This window comes from Kitasatospora sp. NPDC048722 (genome assembly GCF_040650235.1).
GTDB lineage: Bacteria > Actinomycetota > Actinomycetes > Streptomycetales > Streptomycetaceae > Kitasatospora.
Genome location: NZ_JBEZGX010000002.1, coordinates 17727 through 41217, shown reverse-complemented (window position 1 = coordinate 41217; position 23491 = coordinate 17727). Strand labels below are relative to the sequence as shown.

Below are 23491 nucleotides of genomic sequence, written 5' to 3'. Positions count from 1 at the left end.
GAGGAAGGTCATTTCGCCTCGTAGTCGGCCATCAGCGCCCGGACCCCGGGCGAGAACAGCATCGGTCCGACGGCGTCCGAGTGCGCCAATCCCTCCGGGGTGAGCACCAGGCGCGCGCCGTCCTCGGCCAGCCAGCCGCGTTCGGCGAACTCGGCCAGCTCGGCGGGGAAGTCCTCGGCGGGCGTGCTGCCGAACCGGGCCAGGTAGTCGGCCAGCGGCATGCCCCCGGCCTGCAGCAGCGACTGGACGAGATGGCGGCGGCGCGGCTCGTCGCCGGTCATGGCGTGCCCGACCTCGGCCCGGTGGAAGTCCGCCGTGGCGACGTAGTCGTCGATGATGCCGCGCACCTCGGTCGCGTTGACCGCGTAGTCGAAGGAGTAGTGCACCCGTGACGTGTACGACCGCGCCCCGCAGCCGAGGCCGACCATGCCGTCGGTCTGGCACGCGTACTCGCTCACACCCGCCTGCGGGGAGGCGGCGCGGCGGAACATCCGCATCGACACCTGCTCGTAGCCGTGCGCGAGGAGGTGGTCCCGGCCGGTGCGGTAGAGCGTGAGCCGGCGGGCGTCCCAGGCGGAGAGGCTCTCCTGCTCGCCGCGCCGGGCCAGGCCGGTGAGCGGGCGGACGTACAGCGGGTAGAGGTACAGCTCCTCGGGCTGCCAGCCGAGCGCGGCGTCCAGCGAGTGCAGCCAACTGGCCTCGGTCTGACCGTCGATGCCGTAGATGAGGTCGATGTTGAGCACCGGGAAACCGGCCGCGCGGATCCGGCCGAGGGCCGCCTCGACCTCGGCGCGCTTCTGCGGGCGGACCGCCGATCGGGCCTCGGCGTCGACGAAGGACTGCACGCCCAGGCTCAGCCGGGTGGTGCCCCGGGCGGCCAGGACCTCCAGCCGGTCGGCCGTCGCGGTGGCGGGCGAGGCCTCCACGGACAGGGGTATCGCCCGCAGGTCGGCGCCCATGAGCCGCTCGGCGATGTCGCACAGCCGCTCCAGCTCGCCCGCCGTCAGGTACGTGGGCGTGCCGCCGCCGAACGCGGCCACCGCGAACCGGGCGTCGGCGTCCAGCGCCGCGCGGACCGCGCGGGCCTGGCGCTCCAGCGCGTCCAGGTACGCGGTGGTCAGGCCCTCCGGGCTGCCGATCCGGGTGAACAGGTTGCAGAAGCCGCAGCGCACCTCGCAGAACGGGATGTGCAGGTAGAGCGAGAGCGCGTGCTGCGCCTCGCCCGCCCACAGCTCGGCCAGCGCCGGGCGCTCGGGCAGCGGGCGGTACGCCGTCTTGTGCGGGTAGGCGTAGACGTACGACAGGTAGGGCGACTCGGTGCGTGGGGGTGCCGTCGTCATGCCGCGGGCTCCTCTGCGGTGGGCGTGCGGGGGGCCGCGGTGTGGTGGGGGAACGTTGGGTGCCGGGGGACCGCGGAGCAGCGCGGGATCGTGAAGTGGGCGTACGGGACCGTCCAGACCACCTCGTGGCCGATCCGGTGGCCGGTGTAGCCGTCCTCGCCGTACGCGGTGCCGTGGTCGGAGCAGACGATGGCGAAGCACGGGCGGCGGGCGCTCATCGCCGCGAACAGGCGGCCGATGTGGGCGTCCACGTACTCCAGCGCGGCGGCGTGGCTGGCGCGCGAGTCGCCGTGCTCGCGGGTGGCGCCTGGCAGGTGGAACCAGTTCGGCTGGTGCAGGGCCGAGACGTTCAGGAACAGGAACAGCGGCTGCCCGGCGGGCTGCTCGGCGACGACCCGCTCGGCCCGGGCGACCTGCGCCTCGAACGACGTGGGCGAGGGCACGCCCATCTCCGGCGCCCAGTGGCTCTCCTGGAACAGGCCGGGGAGCACCGAGCCGAGCGGGCCCTGCTTGTTGAAGAAGCCGACGCCGCCGATGCACACCGTCCGGTACCCGGCCGCGCCGAGCGCTGTCGGCAGGTCGGGGGCGTCGAAGACCCAGGTGCGCGGGGCGGTGCTCTCCGAGCCGGCGAAGCGGGCCGCGAACAGGCGCGGGTGCGGGCCGCCGGGCGCGGCAGGGGTGGGCAGGAAGCCGGCCAGGATCGCCTGGTGGGAGGCGTACGTGAAGCTGCCGGGCGCGTGGCGGCGCTCCCAGCGGCCGCCGGGCAGGTGCGCGGCCAGGTGCGGGATGCGGCCGGCGGCGGCGAGCTCCTCGGCGACGTCGAAGCGAAGGGTGTCGAGGGTGACGAGCAGGAGGTCGTGGGTGCCCACGACGGCGTTCATGTCGGGGCTCGCGTCGGGGGCTTCGACGGGCTGCGCGGCGGGGGGCACGGTGTGGTTCATGCGGGGCGTCCGGTGGTTCGTCGTTCTGTCGTTCCGGGGTGGGCGGCGGTCAGGGCGGCCAGCTGGGCGCCGTAGGTGTCGAGGCCCTCGGCGGGGCCGCCGGGCAGGCCGGTGAGATTGGGCAGGAGGTCGCCGAAGGCGTTGACCTCGCCGACCACGGCGCGCCGCCAGCCCGTGACGGGCAGGACGTCGACGCCGACCATCGGCGAGCGGGGGAAGCAGGCGGCGGCGCGCTCGGCCGTCTCCAGGAGGGTCGGCCAGGCGGGCCCGGCGGCCTCGCGGGCGAGGTCGAGGCTGCCCCGGGTACCGCCGAGGTGCAGGTTGGTCATCGGCTGGGCGCTGGTGCGCACCACGGCGTGGGTGGCCCGGCCGGCGACCACGACGACCCGCAGGTCCGCCGAGCGGCCGGACTGCGCCGCCTTCGGGACCCACTGTTCGACGTGCAGCCCGTCCGGTGCGAGCCGGTCGACGATCGCGGCCACCTCGGCCTCGCCGCGGTAGCGCCGCACGCGCAGCGAGTTGTGCAGCTCGCCGCCGGCCGGCTCGACGGACGTGGTGGCCTGCACCTGGCCGCGCGGGCCGAACTCCAGCGCCACCACCCCCGAGGCGGAGGAGCCGTGCGCGGGCTTGACGAAGACCCGGTGCAGGCCGGCCCCGTGCACGCGCTCGCGCAGTTCGCTCCAGTCCGCCAGCCCGGTGGTGTCGAGCGCCCGGGGCACCGGCACCCCGGCGACGGACAGCGCCGCGTGCGCCCGGCGTTTGTCGAACATGACGGCGATCTCCTCGGGATCGCCGAGCAGCCGCACGCCGGGTCGGGCGGCCAGGTCGCGCAGCGCGGTCATCACGCCCGCGTACCAGGCGGCCGTGCCCTCCACACGGGTGGGCGCGTAGGACGGGCCCAGCACCGGGCCGCGCAGGAGTTCGTCCACCGCCGGCTCCTCGCCGGGCGATTCGATCCGCAGCAGAGCGCCCTCGGGCAGCCGGTACCCGCCGCGCAGCACGTCCAGCCAGGGCAGGACGGCGGGCTCGGGCAGGCCGGCGGCCCGGGCCGCGGCGGCGAACAGCGTCACCCGCCGGTGGCCCGGATTGCCGAGGACGGTCAGCCGCGTCGTCATCGTGCCGTCACCCGCCCGCTCACTCGGCGACCGCGACATAGCGGTCGTCCGGGTCCTCGTCCGCGTCCTCGGGGTCGCTGAGGTCGATCTCGACGCCGGGGAGGGCCTGGCGCAGGCGCTGCTGCATCTCGTCGGTGAGGTAGTGGTGGTGCAGGTCGAGGGTGCGGAGGTGGGTGAGCGGCTGGCCCTCCAGGAGGGCGCCCGCGCCGTCGTCGGAGAGCACGCCCATCGACAGGTCGAGCGTTTCGAGCCGGGCCACGACGGGTGCGTGTGCGACGGCCGCGGCGATCTCGTCCTGGAACTCGCTGTTGGCCAGGCCGAGGTGGCGCAGCGCCGGCAGCCGCGTGCCGTCGAGGAAGGGTGCGAGGTCGTCGAGGGTCGCGTCGCCGCCGTACTCGTCCGCGCCGAGCCAGAGCACCAGGCGCTCCAGCGCGGGCAGTTCGGAGGCGGCCACGGCGCGCACGACCTCGGCGGGCAGACCGCCGGCCTCGAAGCGCAGGGACCGGAGCCGGTCGTGGCGCACCGGTGTGAGCTCCAGGTCGGTGCCGCCGCGCACGGTGAGCTCGGTGAGCGCGGGGAGCGCCGTCAGCAGCGGGGTGACGTCGCTCATCTCCAGCCAGGAGATCTCGCACTCGTCGTACGTGACGTCGCCGAGGAAGAGCGCCTCCAGGGCGGGCAGGCGCTCGGCGGCGTCGGCGAGGAGGCCGACGGCCTCCTTGACGGGTTCGTAGTCCCGCTGCCACCAGGAACCGATCACCAGCGCCCGGACGGCAGCCGGGTCGACGGCGGCGAGGAACGCCTCCCAGAGGGCGGCGAAGTCGTGCGGGGCGTCGTACTCCAGGGAGAGCCGCCACGCGACGGTGCCGGCGGCGGGCCGCTTCGCGGCGCCGGGGTCGAAGTCGTGGATCGGCAGCTCGTGGAAGCGCCTGGGGTGGTGGTCGACGGTCATGGCCGCTCCTGGCGGGGTCGGGTGGTGGAGGGTGGGGGGTGACGGCTGCTCGGACGCGGCTGCTCGGACGCGGCAGTTCGGACGCGGCAGTTCGGCCAGGGGCTACTCGGCCACGGCGACGTAGCGCCAGCGGTCGCCAGGGCTGCTGGCGCCCGAGAGGTCGATCTCGACGCCGGGGAGGGCCTGGCGCAGGCGCTGCTGCATCTCGTCGGTGAGGTAGTGGTGGTGCAGGTCGAGGGCGCGGAGGTGGGTGAGCGGCTGGCCCTCCAGGAGGGCACCCGCGCCCTGGTCGGTGAGGGCACCCATCGACAGGCTGAGCGTTTCGAGCCGGGCCACGACGGGTGCGTGCGCGGCGGCGGCGGCGATGTCGTCCTGGAACTCGCTGTTCTGGAGGCCGAGGTGGCGCAGCGCCGGGAAGCGCGAGCCGTCGAGGAAGGGTGCGAGGTCGTCGAGGGTCGCGTCACCGCCGTAGGCGACGGTCCCGAGCCACAGCTCCAGCCGCTCCAGCGCGGGCAGTTCGCACGCGGCCACGGCGCGGACGACCTCGACCGGCAGGCCGCCGGCCTCGAAGCGCAGTGCGGTGAGCGCCTCGTGGCGCACGGGCTGGAGTTCGAGGTCCGTGCCGCCGCGCACCACCAGCTCGGTGAGCCCGGGGAAGGCCGTCAGCAGCGGGGTGATGTCGCACATCTCCAGCCAGGAGATCTCGCTCTCCTCGTAGGTGATGTCCCCGACGAACAGCGCCCGGAGCGCGGGCAGTCGACCGGCCGAGCCGACGATCGCGGCCAGCGCGTCGTCGCCGAAGGGTTCGGGGCCCTCGGTGAACCACTGGCCGATCACCACGGCCGTGACCCCGGCGGTGTCGACCGTGTCGAGGAACCGCTGCCAGCGCTCGGTGAACGTGCCCCCGGACTCGTAGTCCAGGCCGACCTTCCACGCCACCGCGGCGGCCGCGGGCAGCGTCCCGGCCGCCGCCTCGTCCTGCTCCACCGCCTCGACGAGGTCGAAGACGGGGAGACCGTGGAACTTCTCGATGTGCTCGTTGACGGTCATGGCGCTGCTCCTCGGATGTCGGGCCGAACACGTGTCTACCAGTCGGGTCGGACAATCCGCCGCGCGGGTCCGGCCGGGTGCGTCGTCTACCCCCCGCCCGGCGGCCTTCGACCGGCGGCACCGGCGGACCCGACCGCAGCGCCGTGTCGGCAGGTCAGGCCCGGCCGCAGCGCGGTCGCCCGTGAGCGCACATGCGTCGCGGCGGCCCCGGCCGCCGCGACGGACGGGTCCTCGTGCGTCGGGTCGGCCGGCCGGGGACGCTCAGCGGCTCAGCAACCCGGTGGCCCGGGACGGGTTCGCCGTCGTGGCTGATGGCCGTGGCGGGGGAGCCGACCCGCCACACACGTCCTGGCCCGCTGCGTCCTGTGCGACCGCGTCGATGTCAGACCCTTGCTCTAGGTTCCGGTTGTGGCTCCGGAGAGTGACGGCGGAGCCTCGGGTTCCGGCGTTCGCCGGTATCCGTCGGGCAGTCAGGGGAGGAGAGCCGATGTACCGCCAGGGTGACGTGCTGATCGTGCCGGTCGAAGAGGCCGCCGTGCCGGTGCGGGTGGCCGGGCCGGCCGTGCAGCCGCGGGACGCCCGCGGCCGGATGGTGCTCGCCCTCGGCGAGGTCACCGGCCACGCGCACGCCGTCGTCGGGCCGGGGGCGCTGCGCCGCGAGGCCGGGCCGTTCGGTGCCGGCTGGCTGCACCTGCCAGAGGGTGGGCGGGTCGTGCACGAGGAGCATGCGGCGATCCCGCTGCCCAAGGGCTGGTACCGGGTGGTGCGCCAGCGCGAATACGCGCCGGGCGCGGTGCGGATGGTCGCCGACTGACGCGCCCGCCCGGCGGTTGGCCGGTGGACGGAACGACGGTACGGACGCGGACGGCCGGGCGGGGAGCCGGGCCGGGATCGGAGCACGTGATGGAGAGCAGCGCGACCCACCCGGCGGTCGGGGCCGCCGAAGCGACGGCCCGCTGGCGCGCGGCGGCGGCCGCCACCGGCCCGGACGACCGCGCGGCGGCCGAGCGCGCCGTCCGCGCCGCCTACTGGGCGGCAGGGCTGCCCGAGCCTGCCGGCGTCCGCTGGTACGGTTCGCCGCTCGCCGCCGCCGAGGCGGCGCTGGAGCTGCGGGAGGCCGGCGCGGTGAGCGTCCGTGAGGCCGTCCGCACGCGGGCCTGGGAGGACGCGCGGAGGCGTGCTGTCGAGCGAGTCGGTGCGGCCGGCTGGGCGGCGCACTGGGCGCTCACCGGCGGCGAACTCGGCCCGGTCACCACCCCGCTCGCCGACCGCGTGCGCAACGCCGTCCTCGACCGACTCGCCCCCGAGGCCGAAGCCGGCGTACCGTCCGCCGACGAGCAGACGGCCCGTGCCCGGCGCACCACCGTCCGCCTCGCGCTGCTCGACGCCGTCCGCGGGCCGCACGACGCGCCCTGGTTCGCCGCGTTCGAGGCCGCCGGGGCACTCGACGGCGCCGTCGCCCCGCTGGCCGAGGCCGCCCGCACGGCCGGCTGGTGGTGGCCCTACGCGGACGTCGTGCTGATCAGCGAGCGGCCCGTCGAGCTCCACCGCGACGAGGCCGGCCGCCTCGACCGCGCCGACGGCCCGGCCCTCGCCCACCCCGACGGCTTCGCCCTGCACGCCTGGCGCGGCATGCCCGTTCCCGCCGGGTTCCTGGCCGCCCTCGCCGACATCACCGTCGAGCGGATCCGCACCGAGGAGAACGCCGAGCTGCGCCGCGTCCTGCTGGAGCACTACGGCTACGACCGCTACCTCACCGACGCCGGCGCCGAGCCGCTCCACCGCGACGAGACCGGCGTCCTGTGGCGGATCGTCATGCCCGGCGACGAACCCGTCGTCATGGTCGAGGTCGTCAACTCCACGGCCGAGCCGGACGGCACCTTCCGCACCTACTGGCTGCGGGTGCCGCCCAGCACCCGCACCGCCCGGGCCGGGGTCGCGTGGACGTTCGGCATACCCGAGTCCGAGTACCACCCGCAGCGCGAGACCTGAGTCGCCCCCGGCTCCCGCCCCGCCGCCGCGCCGTCGCAGCCGAGCGTCCCGCGCGGAGCCCGGAGCCGGCCGTCGAGCTGCGAGTGTTGACCCTCACCCGACGTCAGGCCCCACGGTGGGGGCAGCGCAACGGCACGAAGTCATGGGGGAACGATGAGCTGGTCGGTAGGACAGGTCTCCGGCTTCGCCGGGGTCACGATCCGGACCCTGCACCACTACGACCGGTCCGGGCTGCTGTCGCCCAGCGAGCGCAGTCCGGCCGGCTACCGCCTGTACAACACCGCCGACCTCGCCCGGCTCCAGCAGATCCTCTTCTACCGGGAGCTAGGCTTCCCGCTCGACGAGATCGCGACCATCCTGGCGGACCCGCAGGCCACCGCGCTCGACCACCTGCTGGCCAGGCGGGACGCGCTGGCCGGGCAGATCGCCAGGCTGCAGAAGCTCGTCGAGGTCGCCGAGCGGGCGATCGAGGTCCGCCGGCTCGGGGTCGACCTGACGCCCGAGGAGCGCTTCGAGGTCTTCGGCGACGTCGTCTTCGACCTCAGCTACGCGACCGACGCCCACCTCAAATGGGGCGACCGGGACGGCCATCAGGAGGCCCTGGCCCGCGCCGCGGCCCACTCCAAGGAGGACTGGCGGCAGCTGATGGCCGAAGCGGCGGTGTGGCGCGGAGAGCTGCTCGCCGCGTTCGACGAGGGACTGGCGTGCGACAGCGAGCGGGTGCGCCGTCTGGCGGAGGAGCACCGGCAGCACATCGCGCGCTGGTTCACCCCGTGTCCGCCGGAGATGCACTGCCGGATCGCCGACGACTACGAGGCGGACGCCCGCGCGTTCGCCCTCGTCGTCCCGCCGGGCGAGCAGCGGCCCGGCCTGGCCGCGTACCTGCGAGCGGCCATCGGCGCCAACGCGGCGGCCGCCGGTGCCGCTGCCTCCGGGGCCGGTGCCGGGGACGTGAGGGAGGCCCGGTGAAGATCCTCATCATGGCGGCCGGCTCGCACGGCGACGTGGCCCCCTACACCGGGCTCGGTGCCCACCTGCGGGCGGAGGGCCACGAGGTCGCGCTCGCGGCGCCGGAGGCGTTCGGCGGGATGGCCGCCGACAGCGGGCTCGAATTCCGGGCGCTCCCGGCCGATCCACGGGCCACGGGGGGAGGCACGGAGGCGGGCCCGAAGCTGCTCTCGAAGGCGGCCGCCTTCATCGACCGTCTCGGCGACGGGCTGGCCAACGCCGCCGCACCCGGCGCCGACCTGCTCCTCCTGGCCACCACCACGGCCCCGCTCGGCTGGCACCTGTCCGAGGCGATGAACGTGCCCAGCCTCGGTGTCTACCTGCAACCCGTCCTGCCCACGGGCGAGTTCCCGCCGGTCGTCGGCGGGGTCCGTCCGCTCGGCCGCTGGGGCAACCGGGCCGCCGGCGCCCTCGGCCAGCGCGTCGTCGACCGCCTCCACACGGACGCCGCCCGCCGCCTGCGCGCCGGGCTCGGTCTCCCCCCGCTCGGCCAGGGCGCCCGGCGGCGAGCCCGGGAACGGGAGAACTGGCCGGTCCTGCACGGCTTCAGCCAGGCACTCGTCCCGCGACCGGCGGACTGGCGCAGCGGTCTGCAGGTCGTCGGCAACTGGTGGCCGCACCTGGCGCCGGACCACCACCTGCCCGACGAGGTGGAGGACTTCCTGCGGGCCGGACCGCCACCGGTGTTCGTCGGATTCGGCAGCATGGCGGCCGGAGACGGTGAACGGCTGAGCGGACTCGTGGTGGACGCGCTGCGCCGCGCCGGCGTGCGGGGTGTCCTGCAGTCCGGCTGGGCCGGGCTCACTGCGGAGACGGCGAACGGTTCCGACGTCCTGACGGTCGGCGAGCTCCCGCACGCCCTCCTCTTTCCGCGCACGGCCGCAGTCGTCCACCACGCGGGCGCCGGCACGTCGGCAGCCGCACTGCGAGCGGGCGTCCCGAGCGTGCCGGTCCCGGTGATGGCGGACCAGCCCTTCTGGGCTGCTCGCCTGGCCGCCGTCGGCGCGGCCCCGCGACCGGTCCCGTACGCCGACCTGACGGCGGAGCGCCTGGCGGCGGCCGTCCGTCTGGCCGTCGACGACCGGACGCACCGCACGCGTGCGGAGGCGGCGGCCCGGCACATGGCGTGCGAGCAGGGCGCGGCCCGCGTCGCCGAGGCGGTGGCGGCGCTCGCGGACGGGAGGTGAGAGGGGAAGGAAGGTGCGAGGGGAGGGAAGGTGCGGAGCGGGTCCGGCGAAGCGGGGAACGGCCACAGCGGACGGGCCGCCGGCTTCGGTCAGGGCACGCGGGCGATGAACACCGGCTGGAAGAAGCCGGTCTCCTCCGGCGGAGCCCAGGCCGGGTCGGCGAAGCCCGCCTCGATGGCGAAGGCGGTCAACCGGGCCTGGGTGAGCGCCCAGTAGGTGGAGCGGTGCACCTCGGTGCGCCACTCACCGGTGGCGTCCGGGACCATGCGGAAGAGTTCGAGGTCGTAGCGCTCGCCGTCCTGGTGCCAGTGCCAGAGCTGGAAGATGACGGACCGGTGGCCGTCGCGTTCGGCGGTCTGGGGCGGGGTGGAGCTCGGGCGCCGACGGCGCAGGTCGTCCCGGCCGCGTCGGCCGCCCCGCAGCGGCCGTACGGCGACTCCTTGGGCGGCTGTTTCGGCATGGGATCATCCTCTCGCGGTCGAGGGGCGGAGGACAGAGTCTTGGACGCGATCGAGTTGCCCGAGGGGTCCTGGTGGGACTGGGACGTGTTCTCCTGGCGGCCCGGGCAGTTGCGGCTGGCGGCCGGGTACGACCTGGGCTACCACCACGGGCTGGAGCTGGTGTTCGACGATCCCCTCTACGTCGCGTGCCCGGCGGACTTCCACGATCCGGTGTTCCGCGCGCCGACGCCGGGGGAACTGCGGCTGGTCGAGCGGTGCTGCGGTGAGGTGCCGGAGGTTGTGGTCGCGTTCGAGGCGGACGCCGGCGGGGCGCAGGACGTGTCCGGGCTGATCGCGGCGGGCGGGTTGCGGATCGTGCCGGGGCCGGTGAGCAGGATCAGCGCTGCGGCAGGGGCCTGACGGCGGGACCGGCTGGCCGGGCGGAGACGTGCGGGCGACTGCCGGGGCCGGTGAGCAGGATCAGCGCTGCGGCAGGGGCCTGACGGCGGGACCGGCTGGCCGGGCGGAGGCGTGCGGGCGAGGATACGGGCATGCGCACCTTCGAGGATCTGATCGGTGAGGCCGGAGCGGTGTCCGTGGACGGCTGGGACTTCTCCTGGCTCGACGGGCGGGCCACCGAGGAGCGGCCGTCCTGGGGTTACCAGCGGTTGCTGGGCGAGCGGCTGGCGCGGGTCGATGCGGCGCTCGACGTCCAGACGGGCGGCGGTGAGGTGCTGGCCGGGGCGGGGAGATTCCCGGCGGTGATGGTGGCCACCGAGTCGTGGCCGCCGAACGTGGCGCGGGCGACGAAGCTGCTGCACCCGCTCGGCGCCGTCGTCGTGTCCGACCCGGACGAGCCGCCGCTGCCGTTCGCGGACGGGGCGTTCGACCTGGTCAGCAGCCGGCACCCGGTGAAGGCGCACTGGGCGGAGATCGCCCGGGTGCTGCGGCCCGGCGGCACCTACCTCGCGCAGCACGTCGGGCCGGCCTCCGGCTTCGAGCTGGTCGAGCACTTCATCGGCCCGCAGCCCGAGGCGCGCAGGAGCCGCCGCCCCGAGGACGAGAGCGCCGCCGCGCGGGCCGCCGGGCTGGAGGTCGTGGACCTGCGCTCGGAGCGGCTGCGGATGGAGTTCTTCGACGTCGGCGCGGTGGTGTACTTCCTGCGCAAGGTGATCTGGATGGTCCCGGGCTTCACCGTCGAGGGGTACCTCGACCGGCTGCGCGAACTGGACGCCCAAATCCGCACCGGGGGACCGTTCGTCGCGCACTCGGCCCGCTTCCTCATCGAGGCACGCAAGCAGATCGACCGATCCGGTGACCGCATCGTGCAGGTACGGGAGAGTTGAGGGCAGCCTGGAAGGCCAGGCCGGTCATCCCCGCCGGCGCGAGCACCGTTCCTGCGGGGGAGGCTCAAGAAGCACTCTGAACTGCAGGGATGTCCCGCGCGGTCGCGCGGCGAGAGGTCTTCGGCAGGTTCAGCGGATGGGTTGTTCAGCCCAGATGGTCTTGCCCGTGTGGGTGTAGCGCGTGCCCCATCGCTCGGTGAGCTGCGCGACGAGCAGCAGCCCGCGGCCGCCTTCGTCGCTCAGACGGGCGCGGCGCAGATGAGGGCTCGTGCTGCTGCCGTCGGACACTTCGCAGGTGAGCGTCTGGTCCTTGATCAGCCGCAGCTGGATGGGGCCGGTGGCGTAGCGGATGGCGTTGGTAACCAGCTCGCTGACGACGAGTTCGGTGACGAACGCGAGATCATCCAGGCCCCATGCGCTGAGACGGTCACGGGCGCTTCGGCGTGCCTGTGCCACGACAGCCGCGTCGCTGGGCAGATCCCACGAGGCCAGGCTGTCCTGGCCGAGGCCCCGGGTTCGGATCAGCAGAAGGGCGACGTCGTCGCCGTCTGGCTGAGGGTGCAGTGCGTCCAGGGCTCTGTCGCAGAGGGAGTCGAGTGGGGCCGTGGGGCGGTCGAGTATCCGGCGTAGCGTGTGGATCCCTTCGTCGATGTCGTGGTCGCGGCTTTCGACGAGGCCGTTGGTGAACAGGGCCAGCAGGCCGCCCTCGGGGAGCTCGAGTTCGGTGGCCTCGAAGGGCAGGCTGCCCAGCCCGAGAGGAGGGCCGATCGGTAGGTCGACCGCACGGGTCGTGCCGTCCGGGTGTACCAGGATCGGGGCAGGGTGGCCCGCGAGGGCCAGCGAGCAGGTGCGGGAAACGGGGTCGTAGACGGCGTACAGGCAGGTGGCCCCGATGTCACCGGGGAGCTCGGCGTCGTCGTCGGCGACCTGCGGGGGCGTCGCGTGGGTAACGATGTCGTCGAGGTGGGTGAGCAGCTCGTCGGGTGGCAGGTCGATGTCGGCGAGAGTGCGTACGGCTGTGCGGAGGCGGCCCATGGTGGCCGTGGCGTTGATGCCGTGGCCCACGACGTCGCCGACCACGAGGCCGATCCGGGCGCCGGGCAGGGGGATCACGTCGAACCAGTCGCCGCCTGCACCTGCGCTGCCACCCGCGGGAACGTAGCGGAAGGCCGTCTCCGCGGCCGGGTGGACCGTAGGTTCCCGCGGCAGCAGGGAGCGTTGCAGAGCCAGGGCGATTCCGCGCTCTCGGGTGAAGCGGCGCGCGTTGTCCAGGCAGATCGCGGCCCGGGTCACCACGTCCTCGGTGATGGTCAGGTCGTCGGGGCCGAACGGGTCGGGAGCGGTTGCGTACCTGAGGAGCAGGACCGTACCCAGGACCGTGCCCCGGGCCCTGATCGGCACCGCGATCAGGGAGCGCGCCCCGAACGCGTCGGCATGGGCCGCGTGGAGCGGGTCCTCGGCCAGCCAGCGGATGATCTCGGGGTCCGTGAAGTCCCTCAGCTCCGGACGGCCGTCGGTCAGGCAGCGGGCGAGGGGAGACGACGGCGGAGGCGTGTGCGCCTCGTCGGCACCGAGCAGGGCACTGGGCGGGAGCCGGCGAGAGCATCCCTGGGCCGCGCGCCGCAGGGTCGCAGGCCCGATCGGCGGACCGGGAGGCGGCAGCGCTCCGCGCAGGACGACGTCGAGCAGGTCGACGGCGACGAAGTCCGCAAAGCGGGGTACCAGGACGTCGGCGAGCTCCTTGGCGCTGCCTGCCACGTCGAGGCTCGTTCCCATGCGGGTTCTGGCCTCGCTCAGCAGGGCGAGCCGTTCGCGCGTGTTGTACTGCTCGGTGTGGTCGTCCGCGGCCAGGCCCACCGCCCGGACCCGGCCGCCCGCATCCTTGAGCGGGAAGATGTCGACGGCCCAGGCGTGTGCCTTCTCTTCCTGCGGCAATCTGACGAAGAGCTCCGTGTACTCGGGCTCGCCGGTCCGGCTCACCCGCAGGATCCGTCTTTCGGCCTCCTCGAACGCGGGCCCCGGCAGGAACTCGGTGAGGCGTCGTCCAGGGATGTCCCGCTCGGGGAGGCCGACCACCCGCTTGGTGGCCTCGTTCGCCGTGAGCGCCCGCCCGTCGCAGTCGTAAATCGCGAGAACCCGGGACATCTGCTCGAATGCCCATGTCGCGAGCCTGTCATTGGCCGGCGTCGGTGTCATCGGATCGGGTGCGACCGCCACCAGCACGGCCTCCTGCTTCCCGGCGCCGAGCAGGGGGAACAGGCGGACCTGGACGTCCAGTGGGCGCCCGTCACGGTGCCGCAGCGTTGACCCGTCGGGGGAGCGCAGATCGGCCAAGGGCCTACCGATGATCTGCGCCGACGTGTATCCGAGAAGCTCCTGCGCTTCGGCGCTCCAGTACGCCACACGCCCTCCCCCGTCCGTCACGGCGACCGCGACCGAGACGTCCGTGGGAGTCGCGTCCGGTGAACACGAGCGTCGGTCAGGCCGCTCGCCGGATCGTTCCATGGCGGTGCACCTGGCCCTCCTGCCTCATGGCGCACCATCCAGCATCATCCGGCCGATCGGGGACCGCAAGGCAGCCGACGGCGGAGGTGCGCCGGCATCGCCGTCCCCTGCGCTATCGTCGGCGCCTGCTGCTCGGCCCCACGCCGCCCCGGGATTCGGTGCCACCGGCGGAGGCGGACCCGGGTCAGGACTCGAGCGGTGCCACGACGATCTCACGCTTGAGGATCTTGCCGGTCGGCCCCTTGGGGAGGGCGTCGGTGAGCGTGACCACCCGGGGGTACTTGTAGGCGGCCACCTGGGCCTTCACGTGGTCGCGGATCTCCTCGGCGGTGGCGTGTGCTCCGGGCTTGAGGACGACGGCTGCGGCGACCTCCTGCCCGAGCAGTCGGTCCGGCACGCCGACAACGGCGGCCTCGGCGACAGCAGGGTGCCGGTAGAGGACCTCCTCGACCTCGCGCGGGTAGACGTTGTAGCCACCGCGGATGATCAGGTCCTTCGTGCGGTCGACGATGAAGTAGTAGCCGTCCTCGTCGACCCGGGCGAGGTCGCCGGTGTGGAACCAGCCGTCGCGGATCGCCTGCGCGGTCGCGTGCGGCTGATTGTGGTAGCCGGCCATCACGTTCTCGCCGCGGATCGCGATCTCGCCGATCTGGCCGGTCGCGGTCGTCGTGCCGTCCCGTCCCACCAGGCGCAGCTCGACGCCGCGGACGGGCAGGCCGATGGAGCCGGGCTTGCGGGGGCGGTCCGGCGGGTTGAAGGCGGCGACCGGGGATGTTTCGGACAGGCCGTATCCCTCGAGCACGTCGACGCCGAAGCGCTCCTCGAAGGCGTGGAGCACCTCGACCGGGAGCGATGCACCGCCGGAGACGGCCAGGCGCAGGCGGGTGGCGTCGAAGCCGTCGGGAAGCGCGGCGTGCAGGAGTGCTGCGTACATCGTCGGGACGCCGAAGAAGACGCTGACGGCGTCCCTGCGGATGGTCTCCAGTGCGGCCGCCGGATCGAACCGGGTGAGGAGGGTCAGCGTGGCGCCGGCGGCCACGGCCGTGTTGAGGGTGCAGGTCTGGCCGAAGGCGTGGAACAGCGGCAGGCCGCCGAAGAGGACGTCGTCGGGGCCGACGTGGAACAGGGTCTCCACGGCGGTGGCGGTGTTGCCGAGGAGGTTGCGGTGCGTCAGTTCGGCGCCCTTGGGCGTGCCGGTGGTGCCCGAGGTGTAGAGGATCACCGCGAGGTCGGTGTCCTCCGCGTCGGCGACGGTGCGCTGCGGATCGGTGCGGGCGAGCCGTGCGTCGAACTCGGTCGGGTCGACGACCAGGAGGTCGGTTCCGGCGGCGCAGGCCGCTACGGCGGCCTCGGCTGCCGCGATCGGCGAGGCCAGCAGCATCCGGGCGCCACAGTCCCGCAGGGCGTGGGCGATCTCGCCGGCCTTGAGCAGCGGGTTCATCGGCACGACGACGGCGCCCGCGCGGAGGACGCCGTAGTAGGCCACGGGAAAGTGCGGCACGTTGGGCATGATCAGGGCCACCCGGTCGCCCGGGCGGACACCGCGGGCCTGCAGCAGGCCCGCGGTCCGCGCGCTCAGATCGTCGAGCTGGGCGTAGGTCAGTGCGGTGCTCTCATGCCGCACGGCGATCCGGTGGCCATGGGCGTACGCGGAGCCTGTCAGCAGGGTGGCGAGATTCGTCATCGTGGTTCCTTCGGGCCTGGCTGGACGGTGGTGGATCGAGTGGGGTGCGGAGGGGAGGGAAGCCGGTCAGCGAGACGGTTCGATGACGAGGTCGCCGGGCGGGGAGGCGGCTTCGGCGAGCTTGCCCTCGGTCTGCTGCTCGTCGGTGTCGGCGAGGTGGGCCATGGCCACGGCGGCCTCCGGGACGAGCGCGGTGCGGGCCTCCGGGCCGGGGACGGGTACGGCGGTTCGCGGAGCCCGGCGGGGGCGGGCCGAGAAGTCCTCGATCGGCCGGGCCCCGGTGTCAGGAGCGATGCGCTGAAGTGATCACGAACGTGGGGATCACGACCGCACCGACGATCAGATGCATCAGGGCCAGCAGGAACTGGTCGGCCACGCTGATCCCGGCCCCGTTGTAGGGAAGGCTGCCGGCGAGCGTCAGCACCGCGAGCACCGTCCAGATGACGGTGGCCCGGCGTGGGGCGAACCGTTCCAGCAGTTCCAGCAGTGCCCAGCCGAGCAACGTCGGGACGATCGAGGAGGCGCTCACCAGGCTGACCAGGACGGACTGGGCCGGCAGGCCGAACACCGCGGGCGTCTTCAGGTTGTATCCGAAGCCGCCGGTGAGGACGAGCATGTACAGGAGGTTCGCGAGGAGACCGACGGCGACGGCCGTGGCGCGTGCCAGCCGGTCCGGGGCGCTCGTCGAGGGATGGGCGGATGGTCTCGGTGGGGGCGATGCGGCGGACACGGTGACTGCTCCGTTCGAAGGGCCGTTCTCAGCGGATGACGGGCAGGACGGGGTGAGAAGGGCGGTCGGCGGGTGGTGGATGGGGGGCTCTGCTCCTGTGACACCGGGGTTCACCCGCCTTGAAGCGCAGGCATGGCCAAGTTTCATCAGCCATTGAAACTGTTTCAGCGTATGGTGAAACTGTCGCGGGTGGCAAGGGCTGTCGACGTCGATGCCGCTGGAGGAACGCGGGCGGGCCTTCGTGGCGACGGCGCTGTGCATGTGGGACTATCCGGCGAAAGCGGAGATCCTCGGTTCGATCATCCACGCCGCAAGCTGTGAACTGTTCGCGCTGGAGCGCCTCCGCGAGGTTTTCTCCTCGCTCGCTCTGCAGGCGGTGTCGGCGAGTCTTCCCGACGACGAGGTCGGCCGGCGCGCGGACCTGGTCGCCACCCAGCTCGTGGGTCCGGCCATGACGTGATACGTCCGGGCCGTCGACCGCATCGCCGACGTGCCCGGGGAGCGGGCCGTGCGGCTGATCGGGCCGATCGTGCAGCATCATCTCACCGGCACTCTGGGTGGCGGCGTCTCGAAGGGGATATGACCGGAAGGTGGTTCCCCGGGTGAGGCCCTGGGCGGGGGAGGCGTCGCAAGCCAGCCGGGTGAAGCGGGTCTGCTCAACTCCGGGGGGCATGCCCGCACTTCGCACCGATCCGGGCGGAGTCGCGCCTTTCGGCTGCTTGGTTTGCGCCGCACGGGCGCCGGGCTGCGGCTGGACCGGATGGCCGTTGCCCGGCGCCGGATGTGCTGGACGTCCGCTGTGTCCCGTGCCGGACGTCGCCCCCCTCGGGGTGCCTTCAGCGGACGTCTCCGGCGGTGCGCCGCCCGTCGGGCGCGCCTCATTTCTCTATATATGGAAATTCTTCTTGCTGTGCCGGGGTGGCGGGCGTACCGTGGGCGCCAATAATTTCCCTATGCGTGGAAATGAGGCGCCATGGCTCGGTTCAAGGCAGCGGGAGTGGAGCCCGGTCAGCGTCAGCTGAACGGGCCGCAGACCACGGGCCGCCAGTACCGCAACCTGTCCCCGGCTGTTCACGGGAGCACCCGCGAGGACAACGTGCCCGTCCTGGTCCGCGACGGCACCCGGCTCCTCGTCGACGTCCACCGCCCCGACGCGGACGGCAGGTTCCCGGCGCTCGTCGCGGCGGCCCCCTACCCCCGTCAGCTCCAGGACCTGGGCGCCCCGGCGTCCATCATCGAGGCCGGCGCCAGCGACTTCTGGGTGCCGCGCGGCTACGCCCACGTCATCGCGAACCTCCGCGGCACGGTGGGCTCGGACGGGACCTACACCTTCTTCGACGAGCAGGAGCGCAAGGACCTGTTCGACCTGGTCGAGTGGGTCGCCGGGCAGCCGTGGTGCAACGGGAACGTGGGCATGATCGGCCTCAGCTACTACGCCATGACCCAGATGGAGGCGGCGGCCCAGCGCCCGCCTCACCTCAAGGCACTGTTCCCCTTCAACGTCACCGTCCAGGGTTGGGAGGCCACCTACCACAACGGCCTGATGAGCGCGGCTTTCGTCACCACCTGGTTCCACGCGCTGGGCGTCCTGTCCGCCCATGGCGACCGCCTCTACCGCAGGGGTCTGTCCCGTCTCCTGCGCAGGATCCTCGCCATTCCCGCCGTCCACCGCCGGTTCCACCGCACCGATCCCGTCCAGGCGACCCGGGCACTGGAGCTGATCACCCACTTCCGCCGCGACGCCCACCCGTGGAACGATCTGCTGAACGCGGTGGCCATCGAGCACCCAGTGCGGGACGCGTGGTGGGACGAGCGTGACCTGACCCGACGGCTCGCCGACGTCGATATCCCGGTCTACCTCGGCGGAGAGTGGTCCAACGTCGCTCTCCACCTGCCCGGTCTCTTCGAAGCCTGGGGGGCCCTCGCCGACAACCCCCGTGTACGCATGGCCATGCTCGGGGACGACAGCCTGCCCTGGCCGTGGGAGAGCATGCACATCGAGGCCCTCGCCTGGTTCGACCACTGGCTCAAGGGACAGGACACCGGCATTCTCGAAGGCCCCGCCATCCGCTACTGGTTGCCCGGAGCCGACCAGTGGCGTACCGCCGACACCTGGCCGCCGCCGGCCACGCACATGGCCCTGGCCCTCAACTTCGACGGCTCGCTGGCGGTCGACGAGACGCCGGGCAAGCGCAGCTACGCCACCGACGGCGCCGACTCCATGCCCGGACGGCTGACCTGGACGAGCGCCCCCCTGCCCGGTGACCTCGACATGGTCGGCTACCCCGAGCTGCGGCTGACCGCCACCAGCAGCGGGGACGACACGGGATGGATCCTGCTCCTGCAGGACGTCGATCCGGACGGCAAGGCAACCGACGTCACCCAAGGCTGGCTGCGCGCCAGCATGCGCCACGTCGACGAGGCGGCGAGCGAGGTGGGCCGGCCCGTCCTTCCGATGAGGACCCGGGACCCCGTCCCCGTCGGGGAGCCGGTCGACTACCGCGTCCCGCTGGTCGCCAATGCCCGCCGGTTCCGCCGGGGGCACCGCATCCGGCTGATCCTCACCAGCGACGACACCCGCAAGGATTTCCGGCCCATGATGCTCTTCAGCCATGCCCCCGTCGGCATCGCCGGTGTCAACACGGTGCATTCCGGCTCACGCCTTCTCCTTCCGGTTCTCGGAGGGGAATGAACGCGCCGCCTCGCTCTCGCCCAGGGGATGCCTTGGCGGCCACCGGACCACGGCAGGCCACCCACACCCGAACTCTCGATGGTGCGCCGCGCCGCCCGGTCCGGCCACACGACCGACACAACCGTTCTTCGCTCATGACGGAGCGCTCTGATGACCACCACGCGATCGTCTGGACCCGACCGGCCGTCGCCGCGCTGGTGGTGTCGCCGGCGCCACTGACGTTCGTCCAGGCGTCCGGCACCGCCAAGGCCACCCTGGCGTTGATGCGCCGGGCCGTCGCCGCCGTAGGGGTCCCACTCCTGCGCCGCGAGACGGTGACTGACCCGGGGCCGGGCGTCGCGGTTACGACGAAGCCGACGGCACGCCGGCCTCGGGCGGTGTGCGGTCGAGGTTGGCCTCGATTCTGGCCAGTACGAGCATTGCCTGCTCGTACTCGCCCTGTGTGAACCCCGCGGCGGTGATCGCCTCAAGATCCCGCCAGGCCTGTTGGACCCGGTCTCGCAGGGCCTGGCCGGCCCGGGTGGGCTTCACCACGACTGCCCGCCGGTCGTGCGGGGAGGGGCTGCGGGTGACGAATCCGGACTGTTCCAGGCGCTGCAGCATCTTGGTGACGGTGGAGGGGTCCAGGGCCAGTGTCTTGATCAGATCGGCCTGGCGCTGTTCCCCCTGTGCCCAGAGCTGCATCATCAGCACCTCCTGCCCGGGGTACAGGCCCGTTTCACGCAGCAGGTTGGCCGCCGTGATCCGGTGCATGCGGGCCGCGCGGAAGAGCGCCTCGCTCATCGGAGCGTCGGCGACGGTCGGTACCGCGTCGTCCCTGTTCTGGGCCGATTCGGACGCTGGCGGCATGGTGGTTGATCCTCCATGAATGGCAGGCGGGTCGTTGGCCGACCCATCATCTCATCCAGAAATGTTTTGTCGGCCAATTAAACCGCCATTTCGGTGGAGGCGCTGCACTGACGTCGGATCATAACGGACATAGGTGCGGATTTGGGGCATTGTGGCGGCCAAGCCATGAGGCCCAAGTGTGTGATAATTGGTCGGCATAATAGTTCCGAGCCGTTCGCGCCCGTCCGTGCGCCTGCCCGGCTCGGCAGAGAGGTCTCTCCGTGTCCGCACCGTCCTTCACCGCCGCCGACTCTGCGGTGCTGCTCATCGACCACCAGGTGGGCGCCGCTGGGTGGATCCGCACCATCCCTTCTGAGCGGATGGCGGCCAATGCCCTGGCCCTAGCCAGGACCGCCAGGGCGAATGGCATCCCCCTGTTCTTCGCCTCCTTCGAGGGCGCGTGCGTCGCGGGCTCACTGTCGGCAGCGCTGCGGGGGGATCGCCCCGGCGGGGAAACGGCGTGCCTCAACCGTCAGGCCGATGTCCACATCGTGGACGAAGGGGACTTCGCCTCCGTCCTGGGGAAGGCCGGCAGAAAGAAGCTGATCATCGCTGGCGTCGGCCGCGACGTGTGGACCGTCCACTTCGCCCTGACGGCACTGCGCCTGGGGTACGAGGTCGCGGTCGTCGCCGACGCGGGCGGTCCGCCGTCGACGACCAGGCAGGACTTCGCCGCGCGCCGCATGGGCAGGGCGGGAGCTGCCATCACCTCCACCGCCCAGATCCTGGCCGAGCTCCTCCAGCCCTGGGCCGGTCGACGCGGCGGAAGGATCCTGCCGTTCGTCAGGTAGCTCGTGCCGCAGGCAATGGCGACGCGGAGTGGCGAGCGGCGGCAACAGCCGTCCGTCGCTCCGCTGACTTCAACTTCCCTCCCGTGTTCGGAGCTTTCGATGCAGTTCGGTACGTTCTCCATAGGCGACGTCACCCCCGACCCCGCCACCGGCCGGCCTCCCACTGAGCAGGAGCGGCTGAAAGCGATGGCCGCGATCGCGGTCAAGGCCGAAGAGGTCGGGTTCGACGTCTTCGCGACGGGTGAGCACCACAGCCCGCCGTTCGTTTCGTCCTCGCCGACCACCCTCTTGTCGTACATAGCCGCGAGGACCAGCAGCATCCTCCTGTCCACCGCGACGACTCTGATCACCACCAACGACCCGGTGAAGGTCGCCGAGGACTACGCCGTCCTCCAGCATCTCGCCGACGGCCGCGTCGATCTCATGCTGGGGCGGGGCAACGCCGGTCCCGTCTATCCCTGGTTCGGCAAGGACGTGCGCGAGGGCATCCCGCTCGCCGTCGAGAACTACGCGCTGCTGCACCGGCTCTGGCGTGAGGAGCTCGTCGACTGGACAGGCCGCTTCCGCACTCCGTTGCAGTCCTTCACCTCAGTGCCGAGGCCGCTCGGTGGAACACCGCCGTTCGTCTGGCACGGATCCGTGCGCAGCCCCGAAATCGCCGAACAGGCCGCCCGCTACGGCGACGGCTTCTTCGTCAACAACCTCTTCGCGCCCAAGGACCACTTCCGCCGCCTGGTCTCCATCTACCGCGAGCGGTATGCCCACTACGGGCACGGCACCGAGGGGCAGGCGATCGTCGGCGTCGGCGGCATGGTCTTCGTGCGCCGCAACTCCCAGGACGCCGTGCGCGATTACCGCCCTTACTTCGACAATTCCCCGTTGGCCGGCTACGGATCGACGGTGGAGGAGCACATGGAGCGAACGTCGCTCACCGTGGGAAGTCCGCAGCAGGTCATCGACAAGACCCTGACCTTCCGGGAGCACTACGGCGACTACAGTCGCCAGCTCTTCCATCTCGACGGCGGCGGCATGCCGCTGAAGGTCGTCCTGGAAACGCTCGACCTGCTCGGCGAGGACGTCATCCCCGTCCTGCGCAAGGAACTCGCCGCCCTGCGACCCGCCGGCGACCCGGCCGCGCCGGCGCACGCCTCACTGCCCGTCGCGCGCCGGACCGGGCAGCGCACGGACGCCGACGGCAGAGCGCTATGAGCGCTCGCGGTCCCGGTGATCGAGACGGGTAGTACCGCGCGGTGCTCGCTTGTCCTGGAACACGTGATGCTCCCACCGGCTGCGCAACTCAATGTGTATGCAGATACGTCATAATGGAGGGCATGCCTCAACCGATCATCGTCATCGACGGCATAGAGCCGCTGAGCCTGACCGGCGTCCGCCAGTCGGTCGGACCGCTGCACACCCTGCTGCGGGAGTGCATCCTCGACGGTCGGCTGGCGCCGGGCACCGTCCTGTCACAGGTGGCACTCGCGCGCCAGCTGGGGGTGAGCCGTACTCCGGTGAGGGAGGCGTTGCGCATGCTCCAGGAGGAGGGGTTCGTCGAGGCCGAACCCAACCAGCGGATGCGGGTGGCGGGTCTGGACCCGAGTGCGTTGGACGCCGACTACTCGATGCGCATCACGTTGGAGTGCCTGGCCCTGACCATGACGCTGGACGGCTTCGGCAGCCGGGTCGAACGAGAGGCGGAGGCGCAGCTGGCAGCGATGCACCGGGCCGCCCGCGCGAAGGACGGCGAGGGTTGGTTCGTCGCGCACCGCGAGTACCACCGCCTCCTCACCGCCGGGGCGGGCGAGCCGCTGCGGCGCCAGCTCGAGGCCCTGGCCGACCGTAGCGTGCGCTACATCCGCATCACCCAGCAGCTCGACCCCGAGAGCTGGCCCCGGGCGGGCGACACCGAGCATCCCGCGATCCTGGACGCGGTGATCGCCGGGGACCGTGACGCCGCGGTGTCCCGCCTGGCCCATCACCTGGAGCGGACCGCGTTGAACGTGCTCGGGCAGCAGGCCCCCGGCTACAGGCCGCAGGCCGTGCCCAGGGCGATGGCTCTGGTCGGCGCCGGTCCGTCGCCCTGGGGACCGGGGCAGGGACGGGGGACCGGGCCGTTGGGACCCGACGAACGTTCCTGACCTCACCCGGCGGAGACGGGTGACCAGTGTGGACGGTGTCTCGTTCACTGTCGCACTGTCGCACTGTCGCACTGTCGCCCCGACGAGCCGCAACGGCCCGCCGGACGTACCGGCGGACCGTCATGGGAGATGCGTGCATTCGGGAGGTTCGCGTCAGACCGATCGGTCGTGCTGCTCGTTCTCGACGATGGCAGCTATGCGTTCGAGGCTCGTGGTCATGCCGCGCTGGAGGTCGCTTCGGCGATCCTTCAGCCCGGCGAGGGTGTCGATGATGAACCAGCCGAACATTCTGACCTTCTTGAGCACTGTGTAGGACTCGGTGACCAGCGTTCCGGTGCCCTGCGGTTCGAACCGGTAACGCCACTCGATCGTGCCGGCGCCGACCTCGGTGCGTTCGAACGCGAAACTCCGGCCCGGTTCGGCCACGGTGACGACGGGCTTGTTCGGCCAGTCGGGAACGCGCCCGGCGTGGTTGATCGCCTTGAACCGCGCGCCCACCACCGGGCCCGTCGCCCCGTCGATCCATGTGCACCGAACGACCTCCGGCGAGTACTCCGGGGTCCGGGTGACGTCGGAGACGAGGGCGTACAACACCTCGGGCGAAGCCTCGATGTATCGCGATGCCTGGTCCGAAGTCAGTTCTTGCTTCATTTCTTCCTCTTGTGTGATTCGCGGTCCGTCATCCGGCAGCCGCG

The 23491-nt window shown here is 72.5% G+C and carries 23 protein-coding genes; 12 read left to right on the top strand and 11 right to left on the bottom strand.

What is annotated here, in order from left to right; translation table 11 throughout:
* Positions 1–8: 8 nt before the first annotated feature.
* The 5 genes from AB0C76_RS02130 to AB0C76_RS02110 all read right to left on the bottom strand — a co-directional run bounded on the left by AB0C76_RS02130 (position 9) and on the right by AB0C76_RS02110 (position 5395).
* A complete protein-coding gene (locus AB0C76_RS02130; RefSeq protein WP_359958241.1) occupies positions 9–1340 on the bottom strand; it encodes an STM4012 family radical SAM protein in 1332 nt (443 codons plus the stop codon).
* Positions 1337–2221 (bottom strand): STM4013/SEN3800 family hydrolase, encoded by an 885-nt coding sequence (locus AB0C76_RS02125; protein ID WP_359958899.1) that lies wholly within the window; start codon positions 2219–2221, stop codon positions 1337–1339. The genes AB0C76_RS02130 and AB0C76_RS02125 overlap by 4 nt, the downstream gene beginning before the upstream one ends.
* Positions 2222–2277: 56 nt before the next feature.
* The gene (locus AB0C76_RS02120) at positions 2278–3396 is read right to left on the bottom strand and encodes an STM4014 family protein (protein ID WP_359958238.1); all 1119 of its coding nucleotides are present in this window, start codon (positions 3394–3396) and stop codon (positions 2278–2280) included.
* Positions 3397–3415: 19 nt separating this feature from the next.
* Positions 3416–4345: an STM4015 family protein gene (locus AB0C76_RS02115; RefSeq protein WP_359958235.1), complete on the bottom strand. Its 930-nt coding sequence runs from the start codon at positions 4343–4345 to the stop codon at positions 3416–3418.
* 102 nt (positions 4346–4447) lie between these two features.
* A complete protein-coding gene (locus AB0C76_RS02110; RefSeq protein ID WP_359958233.1) occupies positions 4448–5395 on the bottom strand; it encodes an STM4015 family protein in 948 nt (315 codons plus the stop codon).
* 487 nt (positions 5396–5882) lie between these two features.
* Between AB0C76_RS02110 and AB0C76_RS02105 the strand changes: the two genes are divergently transcribed.
* The 4 genes from AB0C76_RS02105 to AB0C76_RS02090 all read left to right on the top strand — a co-directional run bounded on the left by AB0C76_RS02105 (position 5883) and on the right by AB0C76_RS02090 (position 9582).
* Positions 5883–6209: a hypothetical protein gene (locus AB0C76_RS02105; protein ID WP_359958230.1), complete on the top strand. Its 327-nt coding sequence runs from the start codon at positions 5883–5885 to the stop codon at positions 6207–6209.
* Positions 6210–6298: 89 nt separating this feature from the next.
* Entirely contained in the window at positions 6299–7387 is a 1089-nt protein-coding gene (locus AB0C76_RS02100) for a DUF6745 domain-containing protein (protein ID WP_359958227.1), read from the top strand.
* Between the two features lie 153 nt (positions 7388–7540).
* Positions 7541–8356, top strand: a complete 816-nt coding sequence (locus AB0C76_RS02095; protein WP_359958224.1) for a MerR family transcriptional regulator — start codon at positions 7541–7543, stop codon at positions 8354–8356.
* Positions 8353–9582: a glycosyltransferase gene (locus AB0C76_RS02090; protein ID WP_359958221.1), complete on the top strand. Its 1230-nt coding sequence runs from the start codon at positions 8353–8355 to the stop codon at positions 9580–9582. The genes AB0C76_RS02095 and AB0C76_RS02090 overlap by 4 nt, the downstream gene beginning before the upstream one ends.
* Before the next feature lie 89 nt (positions 9583–9671).
* Here AB0C76_RS02090 and AB0C76_RS02085 read toward each other — a convergent pair whose 3' ends face one another.
* Positions 9672–9848, bottom strand: coding sequence for a hypothetical protein (locus AB0C76_RS02085; RefSeq protein ID WP_359958218.1), 177 nt, complete (start codon positions 9846–9848; stop codon positions 9672–9674).
* 234 nt (positions 9849–10082) lie between these two features.
* Between AB0C76_RS02085 and AB0C76_RS02080 the strand changes: the two genes are divergently transcribed.
* Positions 10083–10442 carry a hypothetical protein gene (locus tag AB0C76_RS02080; protein WP_359958215.1) on the top strand — a complete coding sequence of 120 codons (360 nt, stop codon included), beginning with the start codon at positions 10083–10085 and terminating at the stop codon, positions 10440–10442.
* 131 nt (positions 10443–10573) lie between these two features.
* Entirely contained in the window at positions 10574–11368 is a 795-nt protein-coding gene (locus tag AB0C76_RS02075; RefSeq protein WP_359958212.1) for a class I SAM-dependent methyltransferase, read from the top strand.
* Between the two features lie 129 nt (positions 11369–11497).
* Here the strand turns inward: AB0C76_RS02075 and AB0C76_RS02070 are convergent, their stop codons facing one another.
* From AB0C76_RS02070 to AB0C76_RS02060, 3 genes are all read right to left on the bottom strand, one after another.
* Positions 11498–13771, bottom strand: a complete 2274-nt coding sequence (locus AB0C76_RS02070) for a SpoIIE family protein phosphatase (protein ID WP_359958209.1) — start codon at positions 13769–13771, stop codon at positions 11498–11500.
* A gap of 286 nt (positions 13772–14057) precedes the next feature.
* On the bottom strand, positions 14058–15557 hold the full coding sequence (locus AB0C76_RS02065) for a long-chain fatty acid--CoA ligase (RefSeq protein WP_359958207.1): 1500 nt from the start codon (positions 15555–15557) through the stop codon (positions 14058–14060).
* Positions 15558–15840: 283 nt separating this feature from the next.
* Entirely contained in the window at positions 15841–16287 is a 447-nt protein-coding gene (locus AB0C76_RS02060) for a DUF6069 family protein (protein ID WP_359958204.1), read from the bottom strand.
* Between the two features lie 211 nt (positions 16288–16498).
* Between AB0C76_RS02060 and AB0C76_RS02055 the strand changes: the two genes are divergently transcribed.
* From AB0C76_RS02055 to AB0C76_RS02045, 3 genes are all read left to right on the top strand, one after another.
* Entirely contained in the window at positions 16499–16747 is a 249-nt protein-coding gene (locus AB0C76_RS02055) for a hypothetical protein (protein ID WP_359958201.1), read from the top strand.
* 513 nt (positions 16748–17260) lie between these two features.
* Positions 17261–18979, top strand: coding sequence for a CocE/NonD family hydrolase (locus AB0C76_RS02050; RefSeq protein ID WP_359958198.1), 1719 nt, complete (start codon positions 17261–17263; stop codon positions 18977–18979).
* Positions 18976–19425 (top strand): DUF6069 family protein, encoded by a 450-nt coding sequence (locus AB0C76_RS02045; protein ID WP_359958195.1) that lies wholly within the window; start codon positions 18976–18978, stop codon positions 19423–19425. Before AB0C76_RS02050 ends, AB0C76_RS02045 begins: the two co-directional genes overlap by 4 nt.
* On the opposite strand, the gene AB0C76_RS02040 is transcribed toward AB0C76_RS02045, so the two are convergent.
* Entirely contained in the window at positions 19322–19828 is a 507-nt protein-coding gene (locus tag AB0C76_RS02040; RefSeq protein ID WP_359958192.1) for a MarR family winged helix-turn-helix transcriptional regulator, read from the bottom strand. The genes AB0C76_RS02045 and AB0C76_RS02040 overlap by 104 nt on opposite strands.
* A 260-nt stretch (positions 19829–20088) precedes the next feature.
* On the opposite strand from AB0C76_RS02040, the gene AB0C76_RS02035 reads away from it, so the two are divergent.
* The 3 genes from AB0C76_RS02035 to AB0C76_RS02025 all read left to right on the top strand — a co-directional run bounded on the left by AB0C76_RS02035 (position 20089) and on the right by AB0C76_RS02025 (position 22796).
* Positions 20089–20658, top strand: coding sequence for an isochorismatase family protein (locus AB0C76_RS02035; protein WP_359958189.1), 570 nt, complete (start codon positions 20089–20091; stop codon positions 20656–20658).
* A 99-nt stretch (positions 20659–20757) separates the two neighbouring features.
* Positions 20758–21867 (top strand): CE1758 family FMN-dependent luciferase-like monooxygenase, encoded by a 1110-nt coding sequence (locus AB0C76_RS02030; protein WP_359958186.1) that lies wholly within the window; start codon positions 20758–20760, stop codon positions 21865–21867.
* A 122-nt stretch (positions 21868–21989) separates the two neighbouring features.
* Positions 21990–22796, top strand: coding sequence for a GntR family transcriptional regulator (locus AB0C76_RS02025; RefSeq protein WP_359958183.1), 807 nt, complete (start codon positions 21990–21992; stop codon positions 22794–22796).
* A gap of 153 nt (positions 22797–22949) precedes the next feature.
* On the opposite strand, the gene AB0C76_RS02020 is transcribed toward AB0C76_RS02025, so the two are convergent.
* Complete coding sequence (locus AB0C76_RS02020; RefSeq protein WP_359958180.1) at positions 22950–23447, bottom strand: SRPBCC family protein; 498 nt, start codon at positions 23445–23447, stop codon at positions 22950–22952.
* Positions 23448–23491: the final 44 nt, after the last annotated feature.